The organism is Clostridium tanneri, assembly GCF_033659955.1.
In the GTDB taxonomy this organism is placed as follows: domain Bacteria; phylum Bacillota; class Clostridia; order Clostridiales; family Clostridiaceae; genus Clostridium_AM; species Clostridium_AM tanneri.
On sequence record NZ_JARUJP010000015.1, the window covers coordinates 56250 to 78104 of the forward strand.

General features: G+C 31.5%; 19 protein-coding genes. 7 read left to right on the forward strand and 12 right to left on the reverse strand.

Translation table 11 applies throughout. From position 1 onward, the window contains the following. Window positions 1-164: 164 nt before the first annotated feature. Window positions 165-1007: an MBL fold metallo-hydrolase gene (locus P8V03_RS12975; RefSeq protein ID WP_318798417.1), complete on the reverse strand. Its 843-nt coding sequence runs from the start codon at window positions 1005-1007 to the stop codon at window positions 165-167. A gap of 54 nt (window positions 1008-1061) precedes the next feature. After that, window positions 1062-1859, reverse strand: coding sequence for a methyl-accepting chemotaxis protein (locus P8V03_RS12980; RefSeq protein ID WP_487286225.1), 798 nt, complete (start codon window positions 1857-1859; stop codon window positions 1062-1064). A 281-nt stretch (window positions 1860-2140) separates the two neighbouring features. Between P8V03_RS12980 and P8V03_RS12985 the strand changes: the two genes are divergently transcribed. Then, window positions 2141-3256 (forward strand): hypothetical protein, encoded by a 1116-nt coding sequence (locus P8V03_RS12985; RefSeq protein WP_318798419.1) that lies wholly within the window; start codon window positions 2141-2143, stop codon window positions 3254-3256. 146 nt (window positions 3257-3402) lie between these two features. After that, window positions 3403-3852 carry a hypothetical protein gene (locus tag P8V03_RS12990; protein WP_318798420.1) on the forward strand — a complete coding sequence of 150 codons (450 nt, stop codon included), beginning with the start codon at window positions 3403-3405 and terminating at the stop codon, window positions 3850-3852. A gap of 373 nt (window positions 3853-4225) precedes the next feature. Here the strand turns inward: P8V03_RS12990 and P8V03_RS12995 are convergent, their stop codons facing one another. Further along, window positions 4226-4585, reverse strand: a complete 360-nt coding sequence (locus P8V03_RS12995) for a hypothetical protein (protein WP_318798421.1) — start codon at window positions 4583-4585, stop codon at window positions 4226-4228. 412 nt (window positions 4586-4997) lie between these two features. Between P8V03_RS12995 and P8V03_RS13000 the strand changes: the two genes are divergently transcribed. Both P8V03_RS13000 and P8V03_RS13005 read left to right on the forward strand, forming a co-directional pair. Continuing rightward, window positions 4998-5477, forward strand: a complete 480-nt coding sequence (locus tag P8V03_RS13000) for an Lrp/AsnC ligand binding domain-containing protein (protein ID WP_261672719.1) — start codon at window positions 4998-5000, stop codon at window positions 5475-5477. Between the two features lie 103 nt (window positions 5478-5580). Continuing rightward, window positions 5581-5796, forward strand: a complete 216-nt coding sequence (locus P8V03_RS13005; protein WP_261672718.1) for a DUF378 domain-containing protein — start codon at window positions 5581-5583, stop codon at window positions 5794-5796. 83 nt (window positions 5797-5879) lie between these two features. Here the strand turns inward: P8V03_RS13005 and argH are convergent, their stop codons facing one another. The 4 genes from argH to P8V03_RS13025 all read right to left on the reverse strand — a co-directional run bounded on the left by argH (window position 5880) and on the right by P8V03_RS13025 (window position 10025). Beyond that, window positions 5880-7196 carry an argininosuccinate lyase gene (argH, locus tag P8V03_RS13010; RefSeq protein WP_318798422.1) on the reverse strand — a complete coding sequence of 439 codons (1317 nt, stop codon included), beginning with the start codon at window positions 7194-7196 and terminating at the stop codon, window positions 5880-5882. 2 nt (window positions 7197-7198) lie between these two features. Next, entirely contained in the window at window positions 7199-8401 is a 1203-nt protein-coding gene (locus tag P8V03_RS13015; protein ID WP_318798423.1) for an argininosuccinate synthase, read from the reverse strand. Window positions 8402-8515: 114 nt separating this feature from the next. Then, on the reverse strand, window positions 8516-9292 hold the full coding sequence (locus P8V03_RS13020) for an amino acid ABC transporter ATP-binding protein (protein WP_315903177.1): 777 nt from the start codon (window positions 9290-9292) through the stop codon (window positions 8516-8518). A gap of 85 nt (window positions 9293-9377) precedes the next feature. Continuing rightward, entirely contained in the window at window positions 9378-10025 is a 648-nt protein-coding gene (locus P8V03_RS13025) for an amino acid ABC transporter permease (RefSeq protein ID WP_261672778.1), read from the reverse strand. 557 nt (window positions 10026-10582) lie between these two features. Here P8V03_RS13025 and P8V03_RS13030 point away from each other — a divergent pair. Next, on the forward strand, window positions 10583-12091 hold the full coding sequence (locus P8V03_RS13030; RefSeq protein ID WP_318798424.1) for a YfcC family protein: 1509 nt from the start codon (window positions 10583-10585) through the stop codon (window positions 12089-12091). Window positions 12092-12129: 38 nt separating this feature from the next. Here the strand turns inward: P8V03_RS13030 and P8V03_RS13035 are convergent, their stop codons facing one another. Continuing rightward, on the reverse strand, window positions 12130-12807 hold the full coding sequence (locus P8V03_RS13035) for a beta/alpha barrel domain-containing protein (protein ID WP_318798425.1): 678 nt from the start codon (window positions 12805-12807) through the stop codon (window positions 12130-12132). Window positions 12808-13292: 485 nt separating this feature from the next. On the opposite strand from P8V03_RS13035, the gene P8V03_RS13040 reads away from it, so the two are divergent. Together P8V03_RS13040 and P8V03_RS13045 are read left to right on the forward strand one after the other, a co-directional pair. Then, window positions 13293-14732 (forward strand): IS200/IS605 family accessory protein TnpB-related protein, encoded by a 1440-nt coding sequence (locus P8V03_RS13040; RefSeq protein ID WP_318798426.1) that lies wholly within the window; start codon window positions 13293-13295, stop codon window positions 14730-14732. Window positions 14733-15121: 389 nt separating this feature from the next. Then, window positions 15122-16903, forward strand: coding sequence for a M3 family oligoendopeptidase (locus tag P8V03_RS13045; protein WP_318798427.1), 1782 nt, complete (start codon window positions 15122-15124; stop codon window positions 16901-16903). 123 nt (window positions 16904-17026) lie between these two features. Here P8V03_RS13045 and P8V03_RS13050 read toward each other — a convergent pair whose 3' ends face one another. From P8V03_RS13050 to P8V03_RS13065, 4 genes are all read right to left on the reverse strand, one after another. Continuing rightward, a complete protein-coding gene (locus tag P8V03_RS13050; protein WP_318798428.1) occupies window positions 17027-18553 on the reverse strand; it encodes a polyamine aminopropyltransferase in 1527 nt (508 codons plus the stop codon). A 129-nt stretch (window positions 18554-18682) separates the two neighbouring features. Beyond that, window positions 18683-19105, reverse strand: a complete 423-nt coding sequence (locus tag P8V03_RS13055) for a DUF350 domain-containing protein (protein ID WP_318798430.1) — start codon at window positions 19103-19105, stop codon at window positions 18683-18685. A gap of 17 nt (window positions 19106-19122) precedes the next feature. After that, a complete protein-coding gene (locus tag P8V03_RS13060) occupies window positions 19123-20373 on the reverse strand; it encodes a DUF4178 domain-containing protein (RefSeq protein ID WP_318798431.1) in 1251 nt (416 codons plus the stop codon). Between the two features lie 201 nt (window positions 20374-20574). Continuing rightward, entirely contained in the window at window positions 20575-21684 is a 1110-nt protein-coding gene (locus P8V03_RS13065) for an acyltransferase (protein WP_318798433.1), read from the reverse strand. Between the last annotated feature and the right edge of the window lie 171 nt (window positions 21685-21855).

Genomic DNA, 21855 nt, shown 5'->3' on the forward strand with positions numbered 1-21855 from the left:
ATCATCACCTCTCTTTTCTATGTTAATCTACTCCCTTAGGTAACAGTCAATACAAAACTCACTCTTTTTTGTAATTAAATATATTACTTCTGGTATTGTATGCAAAAAACTCCCCCTCCGTTCAGTGCAAGGGGAGTTCTATCTATATATATTCACACCTAAAACTAAATGTTTAATTCTGTTCCAGTACTAATGTATGAGATATTACTACCTAAAATATCCTTCAATTTCTTAAATGCCTTTTCTCCAGTACAATGACCTGTGTAAACTCTTTCTATATTTTCATCTCGAATTTTCTTTATAAGTATATTAATTTCTTCTTGTGACGGACCTAATATCTTTATTAAAGGAATTCTAACTAAATGAAACCCTCCTACTATTGCCTTGATTTTTCCTCCTGGAAATCTACTTCTAACAGTTTCAATAATATTAGCTGTACCATTATGTGAACAGCCTGTAAAAATAGTTAATTCATCCTTCTCTCTAATAACCATAATTAATTCATGGTCAAATTTATCTCTAGTTACTTCGTTTCCATATTTAACAAATAAGTACTTGTTACCTTCTGGAGTTTTATATTGTTTCTCTATCTCAGAAATAATATATACATTATCCATTATTTCTGTAAATCCATCAACATAATTAATTCTGTCTGAATACTCATTAAACACTGTTTTATTAATCCCAATACTATTACTGAATAAAATGGTGCGGAAATAAAAGTCTCTCTCTACGCCTCTTTTAGCATATATTTTTGCTTTATCATTTATTTGAAAAAATGATGAAAGCCCTCCACCATGGTCATGATGACCATGTGAAAGAATTACAGCATCAACTTGCTGTAATTCTATCCCCATTCTTTTAGCATTTACTATAAAATTGCCAGTTCTGCCTGTATCAAAAAGTATACGTCTATCCTTTGTTTCTATATAAATAGATAGGCCTTCTTCGCAAATTAAATCCTTTGAGCCATTCTTTGTATTTTCTATTAATACAACAACTTTCATATTTCTCTCCTTTTGATAAGAGATCTTTACTTTCAAATTAAATGTTGCTAGTAACTAATCATTTATTCTTGTAAAATGGACAAGTGTTTCTGCATTCTCAGCTATTTCCTCTGCAGCCGTTGTAATATCTTTAAACTTTGTAGATTGGTTATCTGCTATTTCTAAAATGCTATCTATCTGTCTCTTAATAAATTCTACCGCTTCTTTCATTTCACTTAATTGTTTATATACGCTTTCACTAGATTCTTTGCTAGTTAGAGAAAGCTTTCTCATTTCTGATGCTACAATAGAAAATCCTCTTCCATGCTCACCAGCTCTTGCTGCTTCAATTGCAGCATTTAAAGCTAGTAAATTAGTTTGTTGGGCTACATTTTTGATCATGCCTATTACCTTATCTGAATCTGCAATCTTTTTTTCTGTAATCTTAGCTGATTCATTTATATCATTGATCATACTAGTCAGCTTTTGAATGTCCATAGAAGCTTCATTAATATTTGCACTTGTTTCCTCAATAGCACTAAACATAGTTTCTGATGCATTACTGATTTTAACTTCATTTTCAATATTTATCGCATAGCCTACTGCTCCTATGGCGATTCCCTGTTCATTCCTTATAGGATATGTTACAGATTTAAATGGGAACCCATAGACTTCCTTTGGCACTATTGAAGATATTATTTTATTTTCCATTATAGTCTTTCTTAAAGGGTCATTATCTGGTATTAGATCTCCTACTCGTATATTTATTCTCATTTTATCACCAGGATAGTAGCCTAAAAACTTTTCAGTATCAGTTATTGAAGTCATTATATCTTGCTGAATTAGCTCCTTTAAGTGCGGCAACACATCCATGAAGGATTCTAGAATTCTTTCTTTCAAAAGTTATCTCCCCTTTACCTGTACTAGTTAACTTAATTATATATTAAATTAATAAAAAAACAACAAGATACTACATTCAAGAGATTAATATTTTTACATTTACGCATTAACCACTATGCACCTTTCTACAATTTAATTCATTTTCCACCAACTTGTAATAGTGGGTTAATTTATGATAATATATAAAGTATAGGTAAATAATAACAATTACAATTTGTCTATAAACTATCGTCATTAACTTAAGGGGGAATATTATGAAAATAAAGAAATTGCTTTCTACTACTATATTGCTGACAACAATTTTTTCTGCGACCCAAGTTTATGCTGATTCTTCAAGTCTCAGTATGAGCGTTTACACTAGGGGGTATGAATATCACAGCAATTGGGCTGCTGCTAACGCATCTATTATTGAGTATTATACTGGTCATCGTTATTATGATGATGATATTTTAGAGAGTTTTTCTAAACCAGTACCATATAAATCAAATTCTATTGATATTAGGTTACTGCAGTATTTCGGCGTTACAGGTAGTGAGTATCACTCATATCCTCCTTTTTCTTTAATTAAGGATAGATTACAGGCTGGCAGACCTATAGAATTCGTTATGGAACATAAGAAAACAGGGCATTCTCGTAATGTTGTAGTATTTTCATATACTGAATCTGCTGGTAATAATTATATAGGATATATTGATCCCGCCGATGGTTTAAAATACACAATAAAATATACTTCTTTCTGTGATAACTCAGATTTTACATTAAAAGAATGTATTTTTACTGGCGGCGACTTATCTCGTAGTAATACTAGGAAAATAGATATTAAATACACCGGTAATACAGATACTGGAGTTTATAATATAGAAGATATTTCAATGAAGAATATTGAAAATTTTAAAGAGGCCATTATGGTACAAAGAGACTCTTATGGTTTAAAAGCCAGTGATAATTTTGATAGTATAACATTAGGTGATCCTATAGAGTACTATTCAATTTCACTACCATTTTTAAAAGGAACTAATGATACAATAACCGACAATCTATTAAAAAGCGAGGGATATGTTTTCCCATTAAAACTAGATAATAAAAACATTGGCACAGCATATGTTAAATATTCTGAAGGTAAATGGCAAGTTAATAGTATCTCTAATGGACAATTAGAGGCTCTAATATCTAAAAATAATCTTAAAGATACAAAATTGATAATTGATCGTGACTTTGAAATATTTGGACTGTTAACCTCAGATTCAAATAGTAGTTATCTTATTCCACTTTCTGATATTTATAACTTAAATATGAAGAAGGACAGCAAGGTTGAAGCTAAGGATTTATTAAATTCCATTAAGAAAAGGTTTAAGATAAATAATATATAATTTTTATTATAAATGCTTTTGCCATTAATTTAATAAAATCACTTATTTGATAAATTAAATTTGCCTTAAAGATAGTATTACTTATAGAAATTATGGAGAAATTATTTGAGTAAGATAAAATAATAATTCTATAAGGAGGCTATGATATGCATAATCAAGGTGTAATGACTGAGCAAGAACATAGTGAGCAAATGAGAAATGACGGTGAAGGCGCTGTAATTACAAATTCTACCTCTGAAAATATTATAGTGTACGGTCCTACGAGAGCAACAGACTCTGGTAACTTCGATAAGTCTTGGTACATTTTACACCCTGGTAAAACTACTCCTAGAAATGGAGAGTTTCGGGGTTTCTTTATCCCAAAGGATAGAAAGTTTGAGCAAGAAAATGGAGAAACTGTACAAGGACCAGCAGCTGTTATGTATTCAGCTCCAAAGGTTGTAACAATTACAAGTAATGAAGATCAATATGTAGAAAAGAATGAACATAATGATGGAGTATTCCACGCAGCTGAAATAAACTGGCCTATACCAGATTTCAGCTCAGACAATTGTCAAAATATGACTAGTACTCAATACGAAATTCAAGATTATTAAACCTCAAAATAGACCTAGAAGTTCTTCTTCCAGGTCTATTTTAATGCACGTAAAGATGGTTATGTTTACCACCATTGATAATTATCAATAATAAAAAGGAAAAAGCCAACATGGGGGAGCATGTGGCTTAATAGGGGATATTTGCTTAATAGAAATTTTATTTATCTAAAACCCTTCGCTCTGGTTTTAGATAAATTTCGACTTCGTCTACAATAAAATAATATCATTTATAACATAATTAGTCAATATCTTTATTTTAAAAATTATTATTCGACATTATTGTATGAAAATAAAGTTTGATTCAAAAAGTAGCAAGAAAATTAAAAAACTTGGATAATATAGATTTAAAGCTCTACTTATCCAAGAATTATCCCTATTTCTTCTTTACTCTGTTTGGTTTAGCCTTTGGTTTTATTTTAATATCTTTTTGTTTGTTATTTGCTCTCCTGTTTCCAGTATTGTATATAGCCCCACTTCTTAAATCTACGAACCATAAAAAGAATACTATAAATACAGCAGATTGAACGTACTGCCATACTGTACCATTTAAATTGTAATTATAGTAAGAAGCTATTATCGTTGGCAAGAAAAAGGATATTATAGCTAATGCTAGTATCAACCACTTGTTTGGACGAAGCTTTGATAAAAGATGGATTTTTAGTTGATTATATACAACCAAAAAGATCACTACAAAAAATAAAATTTGCAAAACTACCGTTAACCACAATGGCATTTTGTCTTCCCCCTTTAGATTATGTATATTACTTCTATTATTATATACTTTTTCCTTTATATCAATACCTTTTTAATTGAATTGTTAAATCGATGTGAATCAGCTGTTTGCACAGCATAAAGATATACCTGTAAATTTATCTATTTTTAAGTTCCTTTCACTTTTTATGGGTGATATTTTTCTAAAATATATATTTTTACCGATATTATTGTAATATTATTAAATTATATTGATTATAATTGTTAAATCCTTTATATTTACCTCTTTTTAATGTTTTTTGTTCAATCCTATATTATTGATAACGTTTTAATTTATTAAATTAATAAAAATTTTTGGTATAATATTAGTAAATTTATATTATACGTGCATATTAATTAAAGAAATGTTACAAATGTTACCAAGGAGTGATAAAATGGGTTTAAAAGTACATGGTTTAGATGATTTGGATCTTCAAATATTAGATATACTTATTAAAGATTCAAGAATTCCCTTTCTTGAAATAGCTAGAACATGCCACGTAAGTGGTGGTACTATCCATGTTAGAATGAAAAAAATGGAGGACATGGGAATCATAAAGGGAACGAAACTAATTATAGATAATTCAAAACTAGGTTATGATGTATGCTGCTTTATAGGTATTTATCTTGATAAGGCTAAATCCTTTAATGAAGCTTTAGAGCAATTACAGTTAGTAAAAGAAATTGTAGAACTTCACTATACCACTGGCGAATATTCCATATTTGTAAAAGTAGTGTGCAGAAATATAGCAGACCTTCAAAATTTACTTATGAATAAAATTCAATCTATAGATGGCATTCAAAGAACAGATACCTTTATATCTCTATTTCAACCTATAGATAGAAACATAGATATTAATATATTGGATACTTAATAATATTTAGGGAAATTTTTTCCCTTTTTTTTTATTTTTTGCTTATATTTTTTTGAAAGATGCAAATAATATTTCTGTATAAAAAAATAAAGGAGATGTTTGTATGAGAACATTAGATGCTATCGCACTAATACTAGTTGTAATAGGTGCTATCAACTGGGGACTAATAGGATTCTTTAATTTCAATTTAGTGGATTCAATATTTGGTACAATGTCAGCATTTAGTAGAATTATTTATGCTCTTGTTGGTATAGCAGGATTATACGCACTTTCATTCTTTGGAAGAAACAGAAATAATGATAGAGGCGAAGTTAAATAGTCTTTTACTAGAAAATAAAAAGAGGAAAATCACCAAGATGGTTTTCCTCTTTTTTGCTGAAGTTGAATTTTCTTTTCCAGCAGCTACTTAAGTTCTTTCTTTATTCCTCTCCCTAAGGTATTGTTATAATCAATAAATTCATAAACATCTTCTCCAAAGAACCCACTAAAGTTCTTCAGCTCATCTAAGGATATATCCTCTATAGCCTTATCCTTTTCCTCACAATAAAGCACTATTTCCCCTATTACCTTATGTGCATCCCTAAAAGGCATACCTTTATTTACTAAATAATCTGCCGCTTCTGTAGCATTTAAGAAACCTTTTTTAACAGCATTGAAAGTATTTTCTTTCTTTATTTTTAAAGAGGAGAGCATACCACTCATTATCTTCAAACAGCTTAAAACTGTGTCTAAAGAGTTAAAGAACTGTTCTTTGTCTTCCTGCATATCCTTGTTGTAGGCAAGGGGAATGCCTTTCATAGTTGTCAGCAGGGACATGAGCCCCCCGTATACTCTCCCAGTTTTACCTCTTATAAGCTCTGCAGCATCTGGATTTTTCTTTTGAGGCATAATGCTGCTTCCTGTTGAAAATTCATCATCTATTTGAATAAAATCAAATTCCTTTGTACTCCAAAGAATTAACTCCTCGCTTAGGCGGCTTAAATGCATCATTATTATTGAAAAACAGGACAATAATTCTATAACATAGTCCCTATCACTTACTCCGTCTAAAAAGTTGTCTACAGGTTTTTTAAAGCCTAATTCCTTGGCTGTAAAACTTCTATCTGTATTATAGGTTGTTCCAGCTAGTGCACAGCAGCCTAGTGGACTTTCATCTAGTATTTCTATGGCATTTAATACTCTCTTTTTATCTCTTAAAAGCATATTATGATAAGCCATTATATGATGTTTAAAGGTTACCACCTGTGCCCTTTGAAGATGAGTGTATCCCGGCATTAAAAAATTATTTTCTTCACCAAGCTTTACTATCACCTGTTGTAGATTTTCTATATTATCCACTACTTCAAAGGCCTTCTTCTTAGCATAGAGCCTTAAATCTACTGCTACCTGATCATTTCTGCTTCTAGCTGTATGAAGCTTTTTGCCCACCTGACCAATTCTTTCTATTAGATTTGTTTCCACAAAGCTGTGTATATCCTCATAATCTCCCTCTATTAAGAGATTTTCTTCTTCTATATCTGAAAGTATTGAATTTAAGCCATTTATTATAGTTTCACATTCTTCCTCTGTTAAAATACTACACTTAGTAAGCATCTTAACATGTGCTATACTCCCTTGTATATCTTCATAATAAAGAGTGCTATCAAAGCTTAGAGAACTATTAAAGTCCTCCATAAGCTTATTTTCAGCCTTTTTAAATCTTCCGCCCCAAAGCTTCATGATTAATCTTCCTTACTTCTTTCCATCATAGCTTTAATCTTTAATGGAAGTCCAAATAGATTTATGAAACCTTCTGCATCTTTGTGACTATAGGAGCTTGCACCAAAGGAAGATATATGTTCGTCGTAAAGAGCATATGGTGTGTCTATACCTGCTATCATTACATTACCTTTATATAGCTTTAATTTTACTGAACCAGTTACATTTTTCTGAGTGGAATCTACAAAAGCATCTAATGCTTCTTTTAATGGTGTAAACCATAATCCATCATATACTAATTCTCCATATTTCTGTGCTACTATTTGTTTAAAGTGGAAGGTCTGCTTATCAAGAGTTAGTCTTTCAAGGTTTCTGTGTGCCTCATAAAGAATTGTTCCACCTGGAGTTTCATAAACTCCTCTTGATTTCATTCCTACTAGTCTGTTTTCTATTATATCAATTATTCCTATTCCATTTTCTCCGCCAATTTTATTCAAGTTCTCTATTAATGCTACTGGAGCTATCTTTTCTCCATTTAGCTTTGTAGGAATTCCTTGTTCAAAGTATACTTCTACATAACTAACTTCATCCTTTGCTTTTTCAGGAGGAGTTGTCATAAGATACATACCCTGATTATGCTCATTTTGCGGCAACTCAAGTTCTCCACCTTCATGACTTAAATGCCATAAATTTTGATCTCTTGAATATATCTTTGCCTTAGTTACAGGTATGTCTACTCCCTTAGCCTTAGCATAGTCTATAGCATCTTCTCTTGACTCTATGTCCCATATTCTCCAAGGTGCAATTACCTTTATTGTAGGGTCAAAGGCTGCTATGCCAAGTTCAAAACGTACTTGGTCGTTTCCTTTTCCTGTAGCTCCGTGAGCTATGTATTTAGCTCCTTCAGCATGTGCTATTTCAACTAACTTTTTTGCAATTAATGGTCTTGCAAAAGAAGTTCCAAGTAAATATTTTTCTTCATAGACTGCACCAGCTTTTATGCCTTTGAATATATAATCAGTTACAAATTCTTCTACTACTTCTTCTATATATATTTTAGAAGCCCCAGTTTTTAAAGCCTTTGCTCTAACCTCTTCCATGTTGTCTTCTTGTCCTACATTTACGCAAGCTGCTATAACCTCTAAATCATAATTTTCCTTTAGCCACGGAATTATTATTGATGTATCTAATCCTCCTGAGTATGCTAAAACAACTTTATCTTTCATTACTATTACCCCCAATTTCTAATTGGAAGGGGAAGAGTATCTCTTCCTTAATTCCAATTATTTTATAATTAATTTGTCAAATATAACTCACTTGTAAGTGTTATAAACTTCTTATTATAAAACCTTCTCTAAAAATGCCTTTGTTCTTGCTTCTCTTGGATAGGAAAAAATTTGCTCAGGATTTCCTTGTTCAACAATCTTTCCTCCATCCATAAATATAACTCTGTCAGCTACCTCTTTTGCAAAACCCATTTCATGAGTAACAACTACCATAGTCATTCCTTCTTTCGCTAGGTCCTTCATTACATTTAAAACTTCTCCAACAAGCTCAGGGTCTAGTGCTGATGTAGGTTCATCGAAGAGCATTATATCTGGATTCATAGCAAGTGCTCTTGCTATAGCAACTCTTTGTTTTTGTCCTCCAGAAAGTTTTGATGGATAATAATCTACTTTATCCTCAAGGCCAACCTTAGTTAAAAGCTTTTTAGCTCTTTCTAATACCTCACCTTTATTTTCTTTTTTAACCACAACTGGCGCCTCTGCTACATTTTGAATTGCTGTCATGTGAGGGAACAGATTAAAGTTTTGGAAAACCATTCCCATCTTAGTGGTAATATTTCTTATTGATTTCTTATCCTTTGGATTAAGTTCTTCTCCCTCAATAACTACCTTACCACCACTAATTTCCTCTAGATGGTTTAGACATCTTAGGAAAGTACTCTTACCTGAACCTGATGGTCCAATAACAACCAAAACCTCACCTTTTTTAACCTTTACGTTTAAGCCTTCAAAAACTGTAAGATCATTAAATTTTTTAGTTAAATTAGTAGCCTCTATCATATAACTCTTAGGTGAAAAATCTATACAATTATTTTGTAATGCACCTTCCATAAATCTCTTCCCCCTTATTAAAATAAGATGTATCACTTATCTATATTTAAATTCTCTTTGCTATCTATAATAATTAGATATATTTCTAGTAGACCGCCAATTTTCTTTCAAAGAATGAGAAAACTGCTGTAAATATTGTTGTCATAATAAGATATAATAAACCAGCTGTTAAAAATACCTCTATAGGCTTAAAGGTAGTTGCATACATTTGTTGGGCAGACCTCATCAGTTCTACCATAGCTATAGTTGATACCAAGGAGGTATCCTTAAGCATTGCAATAAACTCATTCCCTACTGGTGGTATTATTACCTTAAATGTCTGTGGTAATATTATTCTCTTCATAGTATCACCATAAGTAAAACCTAAAGCCTTGGCTGCTTCAAACTGTCCTTTGTCTATAGACTGAATTCCACCTCTTATTATCTCCCCCATATATGCAGCGCAATTTAAACCTAGTCCAATAACTGCTGCCTGAAAGGGCGTTAACTTAACTCCTATAAAAGGTAGTCCATAGTAGAAAAAGAATAATTGTAATAACAGTGGTGTTCCCCTAAAAATCCATGTATAAAAGCTTGATATCCATCTTAATACTGGATTCTTCGCAAGCTTTAAAAGTGCAAGGAACACTCCTAATATGGTTCCCATAATTAAAGTAATAACAGTAAGCTCTACGGTCATTACACATCCTTTTAACAGAATAGGTAATGTATTTTTAACTACTTCTATTTCCACAATTCTCACGACCCTTCCCCTTAAAGTTCAAAATAATAAGTGCAAAATTTAATTCTTATGTTGTAAATAATTATACAACATATATTATATTTATTCAATACATTTTTATAATTTTTATTCGTTTTTTTATGCACCTTTTTATCTGTTAGTTTAACATGTTATTGAATCAACTGATATGCAATCACTTCTGACAGAGAGCTACACTTAGACACAGAAAGGAATCTTCTAAATGTCTTCTATACATTATTATGCATATTACTTAAAAAAGTTTACTAATCAATTAGTATAAATATAAAATTTTTAAAAGTATAAAAATGAGATTATTATTGCAAATATGTTTAAACAATAATGGTTAAAAATATAAAAATATCATAAAAAACCATTATATATATTGAAGTTGTTATCACCAATTTTAATATATTCAATTTTCATCATTTTTTTGTATAAAAATACAATTATTTGCCTTTTTTAGCATTTTAAATTAGTATTATTGAAAATTAACCACAAAAGTTATATAATGTAAAACAATATCATTAAATTTTAGGAGGAAAATTATTATGAGTAAAAAGAAAAGAGGCTTTCCTACAGCCTTTACTGTACTATTTATAGTTTTAATTTTGGCAGCTATTCTTACCTACATAGTGCCAGCTGGTTCCTATTCAAAATTAAAGTATGATACAGATAAAAAGGTTTTCACAGTAACAAAACCAGATGGTTCTGTAGATGAAATGCCAAGCAAGCAAGGAACTTTAGATAAACTTGGAATTAAAGTCGATTTGCAAAAATTTGAGGACGGAAGCATCAGTAAGCCTGTAGCGATTCCAGGAACCTATGAAAAGGTAGCCCAAAACCCTCAAGGCCCAATAGATGTACTACAAGCTCCACTAAAAGGTGTTTATGACACAGTGGATATTATTTTGTTTGTATTTATTATAGGTGGATGTATTGGTGTATTAAATAACAGCGGAGCTTTTGATGCTGGTATTGCAAGCCTCTCCCGTGCTACAAAAGGTAAGGAATTTCTATTAATCGTTATTATAACGGTATTAATAGCTTTAGGAGGTACAACCTTTGGCTTGGCAGAAGAAACCATTGCCCTCTATCCAATACTAGTACCTGTCTTTATGGCAGCAGGCTATGATGCCATTGTCTGTATAGCTGCCCTTTATATGGGGTCTTCCATAGGTACAATGTTCGCTACAGTAAGTCCTTTCTCATCAGTTATCGGTTCAAATGCGGCAGGAATAACCTTTACCGAAGGACTTACAATGAGAACAATAGGCTTAGTTATTGCAACAATAATAACTATTATCTACATAGTTAATTATGGTAAGAAAATTAAGAAGGATCCAACTAAATCACTAATATATGATCAAAAGGAAGAACTGGAAGAAAGATTTTTGCAAGATCATACTAATAAGGAAATCCCTGAATTTACTTTTAGACGTAAACTAATGCTCTTAATATTTGGCGGTGCCTTTGCAGTGATGATTTGGGGTGTTTCCTCTCAAGAATGGTGGTTTACTGAAATGACTGCATTATTCTTAGCTGTTGGAATAATCCTTGGAGTACTCTCTGGACTAGGAGAAAAGGAATTTGTCAATAAATTTGTTGCCGGTGCTGCTGATTTAGTAAGTGTTGCACTAGTTGTAGGAGTTGCAAGAGCAATTAACCTAATAATGGAAAACGGTTTAATCTCCGATTCAATCCTTAACGCAGCATCAGGATCAGTTCAAGGAATGAACAAAAGTATATTCGTCATTGTGATGCTATTAATATTCATAATTCTTGGCTTCTTTATTCCATCTTCATCAGGCCTTGCAGTGCTATCTATGCCAATTATGGCTCCTCTTGCTGACGCTGTTGGTTTGAATAGAGATGTTATTGTAAGTGCATATCAATATGGACAAGGATTAATAGCATTTATAACTCCTACTGGACTTATCCTTGCTACCTTAGCCATGGTTGATGTAACTTACGACAAGTGGCTGAAATTTATAATGCCGCTAATGGGTTATATCGCAGTCTTCTCAGCTGTAATGCTGCTAATTCAAGCAGCCTTCTAAAAAAATGGAGAATGAAGGTTTAAACTCTTCATTCTCCATTATCCATTACTTCTATATCTAATCATTATTTCTTTAAATAACTCAGCAGTTGTTGGCGGTGTATATGAAATCGCATTAGCTCCTGCTTCAATTGTTTCTTTTATACTTTCTTCAGTTTTTCCTCCAGTAGCCATTATTGGAAAGTTAGGATGATCCCTTCTTATCTTTCTGATAATCTCTGGAGTTTTACTACCTGCAGATACATTAAATATTGTAGCTCCTGCCTTTATTCTTTTCTCAAAGTCTTCTTTTTCAGATGCTACTGTAACTATAATAGGAATATCTATAGTATCCCTCACTGCTTCTATAACCTCATTAGATGTAGGTGCATTTACTACCACTCCCATAGCACCCTTGAACTCAGCATCAAGAGCTAAGTTAACAACTCTTTTTCCCATAGTAAGTCCACCACCTACGCCACAAAAAATAGGTACATCAGAAGCAGCTACTAAAACTTCTGTAATTACCGGTTGCGGAGTGAATGGGTATACAGCCATTATGGCATCTGCGTTAGTGTTTTTTATAACAGCAACATCTGTGGTAAATAGAAAAGACTTTAATCTCTTTCCAAAAACCTTAATGCCGCTTGCAGCTCTTATAGCTTCTGGAACAACTATTATTTTGTCTCTAAGAGTTCCTTTTATTTCCGGTACAAATTTACTTATCTTCTCGCTCATATTTTCCTCCAAAAAAATCTATTATATATTATTTTATCTTAACTGTCGAAAATATTCCATAGAAAAATATATAACAATATTTTTTCATTTATTTGCCACAGAATTTATTAATACTAAAGATATTAATTTTATCAGGAGGTAGCAACAGTTGTTAATAAATATGACAAAGTATGACTTAAGCTGATAGATTAACCCTAATATTATTATTCGTTTAATATAGTTTAAGATGATGACTTTAATAATGCTGCGTAGCAGTTAACTGCCATGTGTCAAATCTATTTCTTGTGGTACTTCTTTAAAAATCATACAATACAAGTATCTTATAAAACCTTATTTCTAAAAATATGTTTCTAATAAAACAGTATTAATGCCGCTAGGAATCAGAATAATTATTATGTTAAAATGGATAAAATAGTAATTACATTAGTATTGATAATATATAAAAATGAATATTAGAGATTTAAAGGAAAGTAAGTGATAAATTATTGAAACTAACAATAAAAGCACTGTTGATAAATCAAACAAAGAATCAAATTAAAATTATAGATAATATGATGTTGGTATTTTCTACTGCTATAAGATACTCTTTTAAGAGAATATTACAAGGTCATAAAATTGGAGATTTAGAAAAAGATGTAGCCTTTAAATTTAATCTTAATATAAGACAGGCAAAAGATGCAGTAGAAAGTGCAAGGCAAACTATTGTTTCACAAAAAGAATTAGTAAAAATGAATTATGAAAATTACGTTAAAAAGATTACTAAAATCGAAAATATTTTAAAGGATAGGAAGAAAAGTCTATCAGAAAAGAAACGAACTTCTTTGCTTAAAAAGTTAGATAGAAGACAAAGAAAAGCTAATTATTTTAAGGAATTCATCCATACTAATGCTATTCCACCTGTAGTTTTTGGAACTAAACAAATGTTTTTAAAAAGGTGCAAGGGTCTAATATCTAATGAAGAATGGAAAGCTTGCAGAAATAATCGTATATACTCAAGAGGAGATAAAACTAAAAAGGGTAATCCAAATTTAAGAGTAATAATAAATAATGGCATGAGTTATCTACAGATATCTACCCTTGAAAAAATTAAAAATAATAGAGCAGTAAAAATAGAAGTTCCTATATATTTGCCACAAAAGTTGTCTAAAAAAACTGGTAAGGTAAATGGAACTGATTATAGAAGCCTATTTTTAAATCATTTGGCTACTGGTGAAGCTTATCAAGTAGAAATGATTAAGAAAAAAGACAAATATTATTGCCATATAACCTTTGGATTAGCAAAATCAGATGAAGTATATACAGGACATAATGGCCTTATAGGTATAGATACCAATCCAGATAGTATTGCCTTAACTATGATAGATAACAAAGGTAACTACAAATGGCATACTTACTTGAAACAACATGAACTATTATATGCTAGAAGTAATAGAAGATTAAACTTATGTGGTGAATTAGTTAAGAAAGCTGTTTTAATAGCTAAAGCTTATAATTGTGGGTTAGTTATTGAGAACTTAAAATTCAAAAATGATAAAGATGTTCAACGTAAATTCGCAAGAGTAAAGCATGGATTTATATACTCAAAACTGCTGACAATGATTGAAACATCTTGTTATAAAGAGGGCATAGAATTACTTAAAATAAAACCACAGTATACAAGTAAAATAGGATTATATAAATATTGCCATCAATATGGAATGGAAGTCCATAATGGTGCTGCCATGGTAATAGCTAGACGAAGTTATAAGTTTAAAGAAAGAATACCTAGGATATTAAAAGATAAACTTATAGATAACATTGAGTTATTTAATCAAAAGAATGAATGGAGTAAATGGAATTATATAAATAAAATTATAAAGAGAAAGGTAGGTGAAAATCCTGATTCTTGGATAGTGAATAGGAAACAAATATTAGGAATAGCATAAATCTCAACCTTTAAGGTATAAGAACTGCCAGAGTACACCTAGAAGGAAAGGCTCTGGTGGAATAATATATTTGAGGAATGGGTAACACCCATAATCTTGCAGTACTTAAGCAGAGAGCCAAAATCTATGATTTTGTGCGAATCGGTTAAGCAGACACTCAAAATCATAGATTTTATAGTGGTCGCTTGCTCTTCGAGTACTCCTTTGAGGAACGAAAAGGAGTTTCCTTAAAGAAGGCTTAAGGCATTACTTTAATGTAAAGCGAGATTTTAAGATGGTTGTCTTAATCCTAGTAGTTGAATCCTGTGATACTACCGTTCTATTTGATTAATAGAACGAAAAACTATGAAAAATTCAGTTTGTCATAGTTTTAGAAATCAGGTACTTCTATGAACTTAAATTGGTCTTTAAAGGAACTTTACGAATCCTTTGAAAGTAAAAATTTTAAAGAGGACTTAAGGGAATGTGATAATTCTATACAAAATTTCATCCAGTGGGTAGAAACTTCCACTAAAGACTGTGATAACTTTATAAAAAATCTTGAAGAATTTATAAGGCTAAAAAGCCAACTGGAGGATTTATTTAGCAGGCTTTTTGCCTTTTGTCAGCTGAACTTAAGTGTTGAAACTAACAACAACGCAGCATTAAAAAACCTTGAAATATTAGAGCAAAAGTACGCCTCTCTTGCAGAAGCTGATGCAAAAATTAAAAAGTGGATTGGAAATACAAACAACCTAAATAACCTTATAGAACATTCTACTTTACTTAAGGAACACTCCTTTTATTTAAAGGAAATACAATTAAATAGTAAACATGTTTTAAGTGATAAAGAAGAGGCTGTAATTGCTAAAATGAAAAACACCGGCTCTAGCTCTTGGGCAAAACTAAGAGACCTGCTAACTTCCTCAGTAAAAGTTGATATAGAGCTTAATGGAGAGAAAAAACAGCTGCCACTTACAGTTATAAGAAACATGGCCTACGAAAAGGATGAGGAAACAAGAAAGAAGGCTTATGAAGCAGAACTAGATTCTTATAAAAAAATAGAAGAAGCTGTAGCTGCCTGCTTAAATGGAATAAAGGGAGAAGTCATAACAACATCAAAGCTTAGAGGCTATAAATCTCCCCTAGAAGAAGCACTAATAAATTCCAAAATGGATGAAGAAACTCTAGACGCAATGCTTGCTGCTATGAAGGAGAGCCTTCCTAGCTTTAGAAAATACTTTAAAAGAAAAGGGGAGCTGCTTCAGAAAAATAACGGACTTCCTTTCTACGATATCTTTGCCCCAATAGGTAAATCAAATATGGAATTCCCTTATGAAAAAGGTAAGGAATTTGTCTATGAAAACTTTAAAACCTTTAGCACTAAGCTCGCTGACTATGCTAAAAAAGCTTTTGATAATAACTGGATTGATGTAAAACCTAAAGAAGGTAAGGTAGGCGGTGCCTTCTGCTCTAATCTTCACAGCATAGGTGAAAGCAGAATTATGCTTAACTATGGAGATAAATTTGATGATGTAATTACCCTTGCTCATGAGCTTGGACACGGATATCACGGCGAATGCTTAAAGGATGAAGCTATTCTAAACAGCGATTATCCAATGCCTATTGCAGAGACTGCTTCAACCTTTTGTGAAACTATAGTTAAAAAGGCTGCAGTTAAAAATGCTTCGAAAGAAGAAGCCTTTACCATATTAGAAAGCGAAATAGGTGACTACGCTCAAATAATTGTAGATATATACAGCCGATTCTACTTTGAAAGTGAAGTATTTAAGAGAAGGGAAATCAGTTCCTTATCTCCTTCAGAGTTAAATGAAATTATGATAGAAGCTCAAAAATATACTTATGGTGATGGTCTTGATGAAAAGTATCTCCATCCTTATATGTGGATATGTAAGCCTCATTACTATGATGCAGACTATAATTTCTATAACTTCCCTTATGCTTTTGGATTGTTATTTGCTAAAGGTCTGTATGCAGAATACTTAAAAAGAGGAGAGGCCTTTATAGCGGATTATGATAAGCTTTTAAAAGCTACAGGGAAAATGAACCTTGCAGATGTGGCTAAGCTTATGAATATTAATATTAAGAACATAGAGTTCTGGAGAAGTTCCTTAAGAATTATGGAAGAAGATATTAATAAGTTTATGAAGTTAAGTGAGGAGTATCTGTAAAATCATAAATATTATATATATTTAATAAGCAGGTTTGTTTCTACTAGTATTGTTAACATTTATTCTGGCACTTATAAAAAAATAGTAGCTCCTCCAACGCAAATGGATGCTACTATTTTTTATTTATCTCCATACATTTACAGCCTCTAAATAATATCTTAAAAGCTGAGGTCTTACTAAGGTATTTGTCATTATATCTTTCTTATCCACCATTTCATCCTTACTAAACTTAAATAATCTATCTACAGTTTCACTATTCAAAAACTTTGTCTCTACACCTAATTTAATATTTTCAACATCTACGGGTACTTTTGTTACCAACTGAAAGCCCCAATCCCCAAAGGTTGGGACCTCTACGTGGTAAGGAATTACATTAAAACCTTCCTCTTCAATAGTCTTATTTATACACCAATACGCTTGTCTTGCATAGTATGGACTTGTTGATTGTACCGACATAGCCCCTGTCTTAGCTAAATTATTACCACATAATCTATAAAATACACTAGTATACAGTTTGTTTAAGCTTTCATTATTCGGATCTGGTAAATCTACTATTATTACATCATAGATTTCTTTATTCCCTTCCACAAACTTAAAAGCATCATTATATACAAGCTCTACCTTTTTATCACTTAAGGATTGGTTATTTAGTTTTACAATATGGGGATTTGTACTGCTTAGCTGTACCATTTCCTTGTCTAAATCCACTAAGGTGATTTTTTTAACCTGTGGATATTTCAATATCTCTCTAACAGCAAGACCATCTCCACCGCCTAATACAAGAACCTTTTCTGTTTTCTTAGCCACATTCATTGGTATATGTACCAAGGTCTCGTGATATCTATATTCATCACTGGCGGAGAACTGTATATTGCCGTTTATAAACAACCGCAAATCATCCTTGTGTTTTGTAACTACAATATTTTGATACTTCGTTTGCTTGGATAAAATTATCTTGTCTCTATAGAGCTTTCCTTCTATAGAGCTGGCTATACTATCAGAAAAAATTGTTCCGATAAACATTAATATGAATAATACTATAGAGATTATTTTAAAACTTTTTAAGTTTTTAATATATTCTTTATAGCCATAAATTATAACAAGAGAAACTACTATATTTAAAGCTCCTATCAAAAAAGCAGTAGTAAAGTATCCAAACTTGGGAAGAAGTACTAACGGAAAGGCTATGGAGCCTATTAATGCTCCTATATAGTCGAAACTAAATATAGTAGACAAGGTCACCCTCAAGTTTTTTGTGTTATCTTCTATAACTCTGGTTAACAAGGGTATCTCAAGTCCTACCAAGGTGCCTATACCAATTATCTCTAGGTACATTATTAATTCATAGCTTTTAATATAAATATTTGAGAGGAATAGCACCAAGGTACTTATCCCTCCCAACACTCCTACAGCTATTTCTACAACAACAAACCAATCAAAAAGTCTGTTTTTAATATGTTTAGACAGATACGAACCAAGCCCCATGGCACTCATGTATAGACCTATAGTTATGGAAAATTGTTTTATACTGTCTCCTACTAAAAATGAACTAACGGAACTAATCAATAACTCATAAATAATGGAGCAGCCTGAAATTATTAAGGTTGTTAACATTAGTAATTTATAATTGAACTTTTTAACTTCATTCACTTGTATCACCTGCACCCTCTGATATTTAGTTAAATATGTCCGAGTTTTTAGGATATAGAGGCGCTTTAAGAATTTAAATTTCTATATGTCTATTTATATATGAAATTCTTTAAAACCACTATAATTTTTCTAATAAATAGCACCACTTATTACTATTGACAACCCTATAAACAATCCCATAACCATCAACCCTGCCGCAGGATTTCCATCTGCTATCTCCTTATTTAGGTTGTATTTCTTATTCATTGCCAGCATAGCTAAATATCCTAGGATACAGGCAGCAATTCCAAGAAAGAAATATATCATTGTACCCATTATTCCTTCTAATAAAGTAGCCGTTGAAGTTCCTATTACCGGAGACATTATTGCCCCCTTTAGAATTATTCCCACTCCAATATATATGCCTGCTGTTATATAGCCTACTGCCACATTTTTATTTTTTATTTCTGTTGGGAAATGGCAAGGTATAACTACATCCACTAGAAAAGTTCCCAAACTCATTAAAACTATTCCTATTCCACAGTACATTATAGTATTTAGTATATCATGCATTTATAACCCCCCTTTCTTTATTTACCTGAACTAATTCCATCACCTGATGATGACCTAGAGTTTACACTGCTCTGTCTTATGCTGTCAGAATATATTTTATATTTATTGCTGCTGCTCGGTGAAAAGTTTCCGCTTTTGTAATCACTATTGCTACTACTTGGTGAGAAATTACCACTCTTATAATCACTACTGCTACTACTTGGTGAGAAATTACCACTCTTGTAATTACTACTGCTGTTATCTGGTGAGGAATTACCACTCTTGTAATCACTATAGCCATTTTTTAAATCCTTATACCTGCTTTGATCTTGGCTGTAGCCTCTGTTATAATAGTAGCTTCTGTAGTAGTTATTTGTGCTGCTGCTCCCACTATACACTGTAGTTCTACTAGAATAAACATATTCTCTTGAACTAACCTGTATCAATGTCTTTGAGTCCTTACTTGTATAAACTAATGCCATTTCATCCTTTGTTAATAACCCTACTGTACCATCCTCTTGATTTTCTTGGACGTCCTCTATGTTTCCTTCTAGACCAGATATAATTAGCTTAGCTGCTTCCTCTACTGTCATATTTCCAGAGTACACATCAGCCTTTTTACTTTGGTCTAAATCCGAAGTTATAGAAGTCTCATATTTAAAGTCACTGTTTGAAGCTATAAACTTAGATAGTCTGTTATCCTTGTTGTTTAACACACAGGACCTTAGAGTTAATATTATTGTTATAAGAGCAAAAATCGTCATAAATACAAGCTTTACATCTATTTTGTTTTTCTTAGTACTGTTTAGTATAGACGGGTTATACTTATTAATAGGTTCTTCTTCTAGTTTCTCAATATCTCTTTCCTTTATATAATACCCCTTTGAAAACTCCTGCTGTCCGCCCCAATTCTCTACTGATATTAACAGTGTTTCTGTAATATCCTCGTACTCCTTGTAAAATACTTCTTCCCCTAAATCTACATCTACATTTCCTCTATAGTCTTCTACCTTCGCTGACTTATTTTCTATTTCTTTATATTCCTTACTTTTAATATTCTCTTCTAGAAACCCTTTGCTGTAGGGCTCTTCGCTATAAACAGCATACTGGTTATTTAATTTGTCAACAATTAACCATCGTATTTGAAAATTTTCTTTACTTTTCAGTTTATATTCAGTCCATGTTGCACCATCGGAATCTCTAAATACTATGTATCCATCTATAGTAAATTTTAATCCCTTTATCTTAATACCAGATCCTAAGTCTAGTGATATATTACTATTAACCATCCCATCTCACCTGCCTTTTACTACCCCTTATTATCTAATTGGAATAATCTTTAAGCTTATACTAATATTATACATTATTAACGGAATGTATATCCATTATTTCTCATTAGTTTTCTTTCCAAATCCTGAGATATTATTATAGGGTAGTTGAATAATTAATAATCCATTCCCTTTAATTATGATGTACAACTTATGTAAACACTAGGCTGTTTTTGAGTATTCTTCTTTTATAATGAATTTCTTACGAGACACTTTGCTACCGGTTATATATTCTGAAAAAGGAATAAAACTAATTAGCTTAATAAAAACAGGGGTTACTACTACTGTTATAATTAAGGTTAAAACTCCTACTATAAGGTAATTTCTAGTATTGAATCTTATCATAATATCATTGGCAACATAGTTTATAACAATAACATGTGCCATATATGAAGCAAAGGAATAATCACCGATAAATTTCATTGACTTATAAACCTTAACTTTTTCTACAAGTTTAACCGAGATCAAGTAAAATGCTAATATAGAAACTATCATATATAACAAGGATAGTATTCTCACATATTTCACTTTATTTATCTCATTTAGATAAGCATATATAAACAGCAGTCCATAAGCTCCATATATACCAACCTTAAATTCTACAAGTTTTTTCTTAATATACCCATAATTTAAAGCTAAGTACACTCCTAATACAAAGTATATAAACCAAAATAATATAGATATATTTATAATTCTCTGCTGTACTTCTGTAGGCGTTCCAAATATAAACCTGGCTGTGTTATCAGAAATAACTGACTGATACTTTGATATTTGATAATATAAACATAGTAATAGAACAAAGATGCTTGTCCTAATTTTAATATCTAAAGAATGTATTCTTTTAGCAATCCAAAGTATTATAGGAAATATAAGATATAGTCCTAGGGCCATTCCCATATACCAAAGATGAAAGGCTCCATTTCCTGCAATAACCTGAACTATAAAGTCCTTAAACCTCTCTTCATTCCCAAGTTTAATCATATTTATTGCAGACCATATAACGTAAGGTATAAGTATGTATTTTATTCTTTTTGCATAATACTTTTTCCAATCAAAGTTGTTGAAACTTACATAAAAAAGAGCTACTGCACTGATAAACAAAAACATAGGCACTGCTGGTTTACCCATAACATACATAATCTTCATTACTGTATAGCTAGAGTATGGAAGTCCCTTAATATTAGAAAATCCCCCTAGGGTATGCTGTACTACAACAAATATAAATGCTATTCCTCTCAAAATATCAATTTCATTTAGTCTTTCTCGTTTCATATTTTACCAATGTTCCTTTCTTAAAATCCTGCTTACAATTGATTTTCAATAGTTTAAACTCATACTGCTTATTCTAACATACTTTTATTTATTTTTAAAAATTTATGTCACAGTTTACACCCAAATCAATTAGTAGAATCTCTTTATTACCCCATTGACTTATTACAACCA

Excerpts from the sequence above, each read along its gene's own strand:
- P8V03_RS12975 (WP_318798417.1), bottom strand. The coding sequence starts at position 1,007 with ATGAAAGTTGTTGTATTAATAGAAAATACAAAGAATGGCTCAAAGGAT.
- P8V03_RS12980 (WP_487286225.1), bottom strand. The coding sequence starts at position 1,859 with ATGGATGTGTTGCCGCACTTAAAGGAGCTAATTCAGCAAGATATAATG.
- P8V03_RS12985 (WP_318798419.1), top strand. The coding sequence starts at position 2,141 with ATGAAAATAAAGAAATTGCTTTCTACTACTATATTGCTGACAACAATT.
- P8V03_RS12990 (WP_318798420.1), top strand. The coding sequence starts at position 3,403 with ATGCATAATCAAGGTGTAATGACTGAGCAAGAACATAGTGAGCAAATG.
- P8V03_RS12995 (WP_318798421.1), bottom strand. The coding sequence starts at position 4,585 with ATGCCATTGTGGTTAACGGTAGTTTTGCAAATTTTATTTTTTGTAGTG.
- P8V03_RS13000 (WP_261672719.1), top strand. The coding sequence starts at position 4,998 with ATGGGTTTAAAAGTACATGGTTTAGATGATTTGGATCTTCAAATATTA.
- P8V03_RS13005 (WP_261672718.1), top strand. The coding sequence starts at position 5,581 with ATGAGAACATTAGATGCTATCGCACTAATACTAGTTGTAATAGGTGCT.
- argH (WP_318798422.1), bottom strand. The coding sequence starts at position 7,196 with ATGAAGCTTTGGGGCGGAAGATTTAAAAAGGCTGAAAATAAGCTTATG.
- P8V03_RS13015 (WP_318798423.1), bottom strand. The coding sequence starts at position 8,401 with ATGAAAGATAAAGTTGTTTTAGCATACTCAGGAGGATTAGATACATCA.
- P8V03_RS13020 (WP_315903177.1), bottom strand. The coding sequence starts at position 9,292 with ATGGAAGGTGCATTACAAAATAATTGTATAGATTTTTCACCTAAGAGT.
- P8V03_RS13030 (WP_318798424.1), top strand. The coding sequence starts at position 10,583 with ATGAGTAAAAAGAAAAGAGGCTTTCCTACAGCCTTTACTGTACTATTT.
- P8V03_RS13035 (WP_318798425.1), bottom strand. The coding sequence starts at position 12,807 with ATGAGCGAGAAGATAAGTAAATTTGTACCGGAAATAAAAGGAACTCTT.
- P8V03_RS13045 (WP_318798427.1), top strand. The coding sequence starts at position 15,122 with ATGAACTTAAATTGGTCTTTAAAGGAACTTTACGAATCCTTTGAAAGT.
- P8V03_RS13055 (WP_318798430.1), bottom strand. The coding sequence starts at position 19,105 with ATGCATGATATACTAAATACTATAATGTACTGTGGAATAGGAATAGTT.
- P8V03_RS13060 (WP_318798431.1), bottom strand. The coding sequence starts at position 20,373 with ATGGTTAATAGTAATATATCACTAGACTTAGGATCTGGTATTAAGATA.
- P8V03_RS13065 (WP_318798433.1), bottom strand. The coding sequence starts at position 21,684 with ATGAAACGAGAAAGACTAAATGAAATTGATATTTTGAGAGGAATAGCA.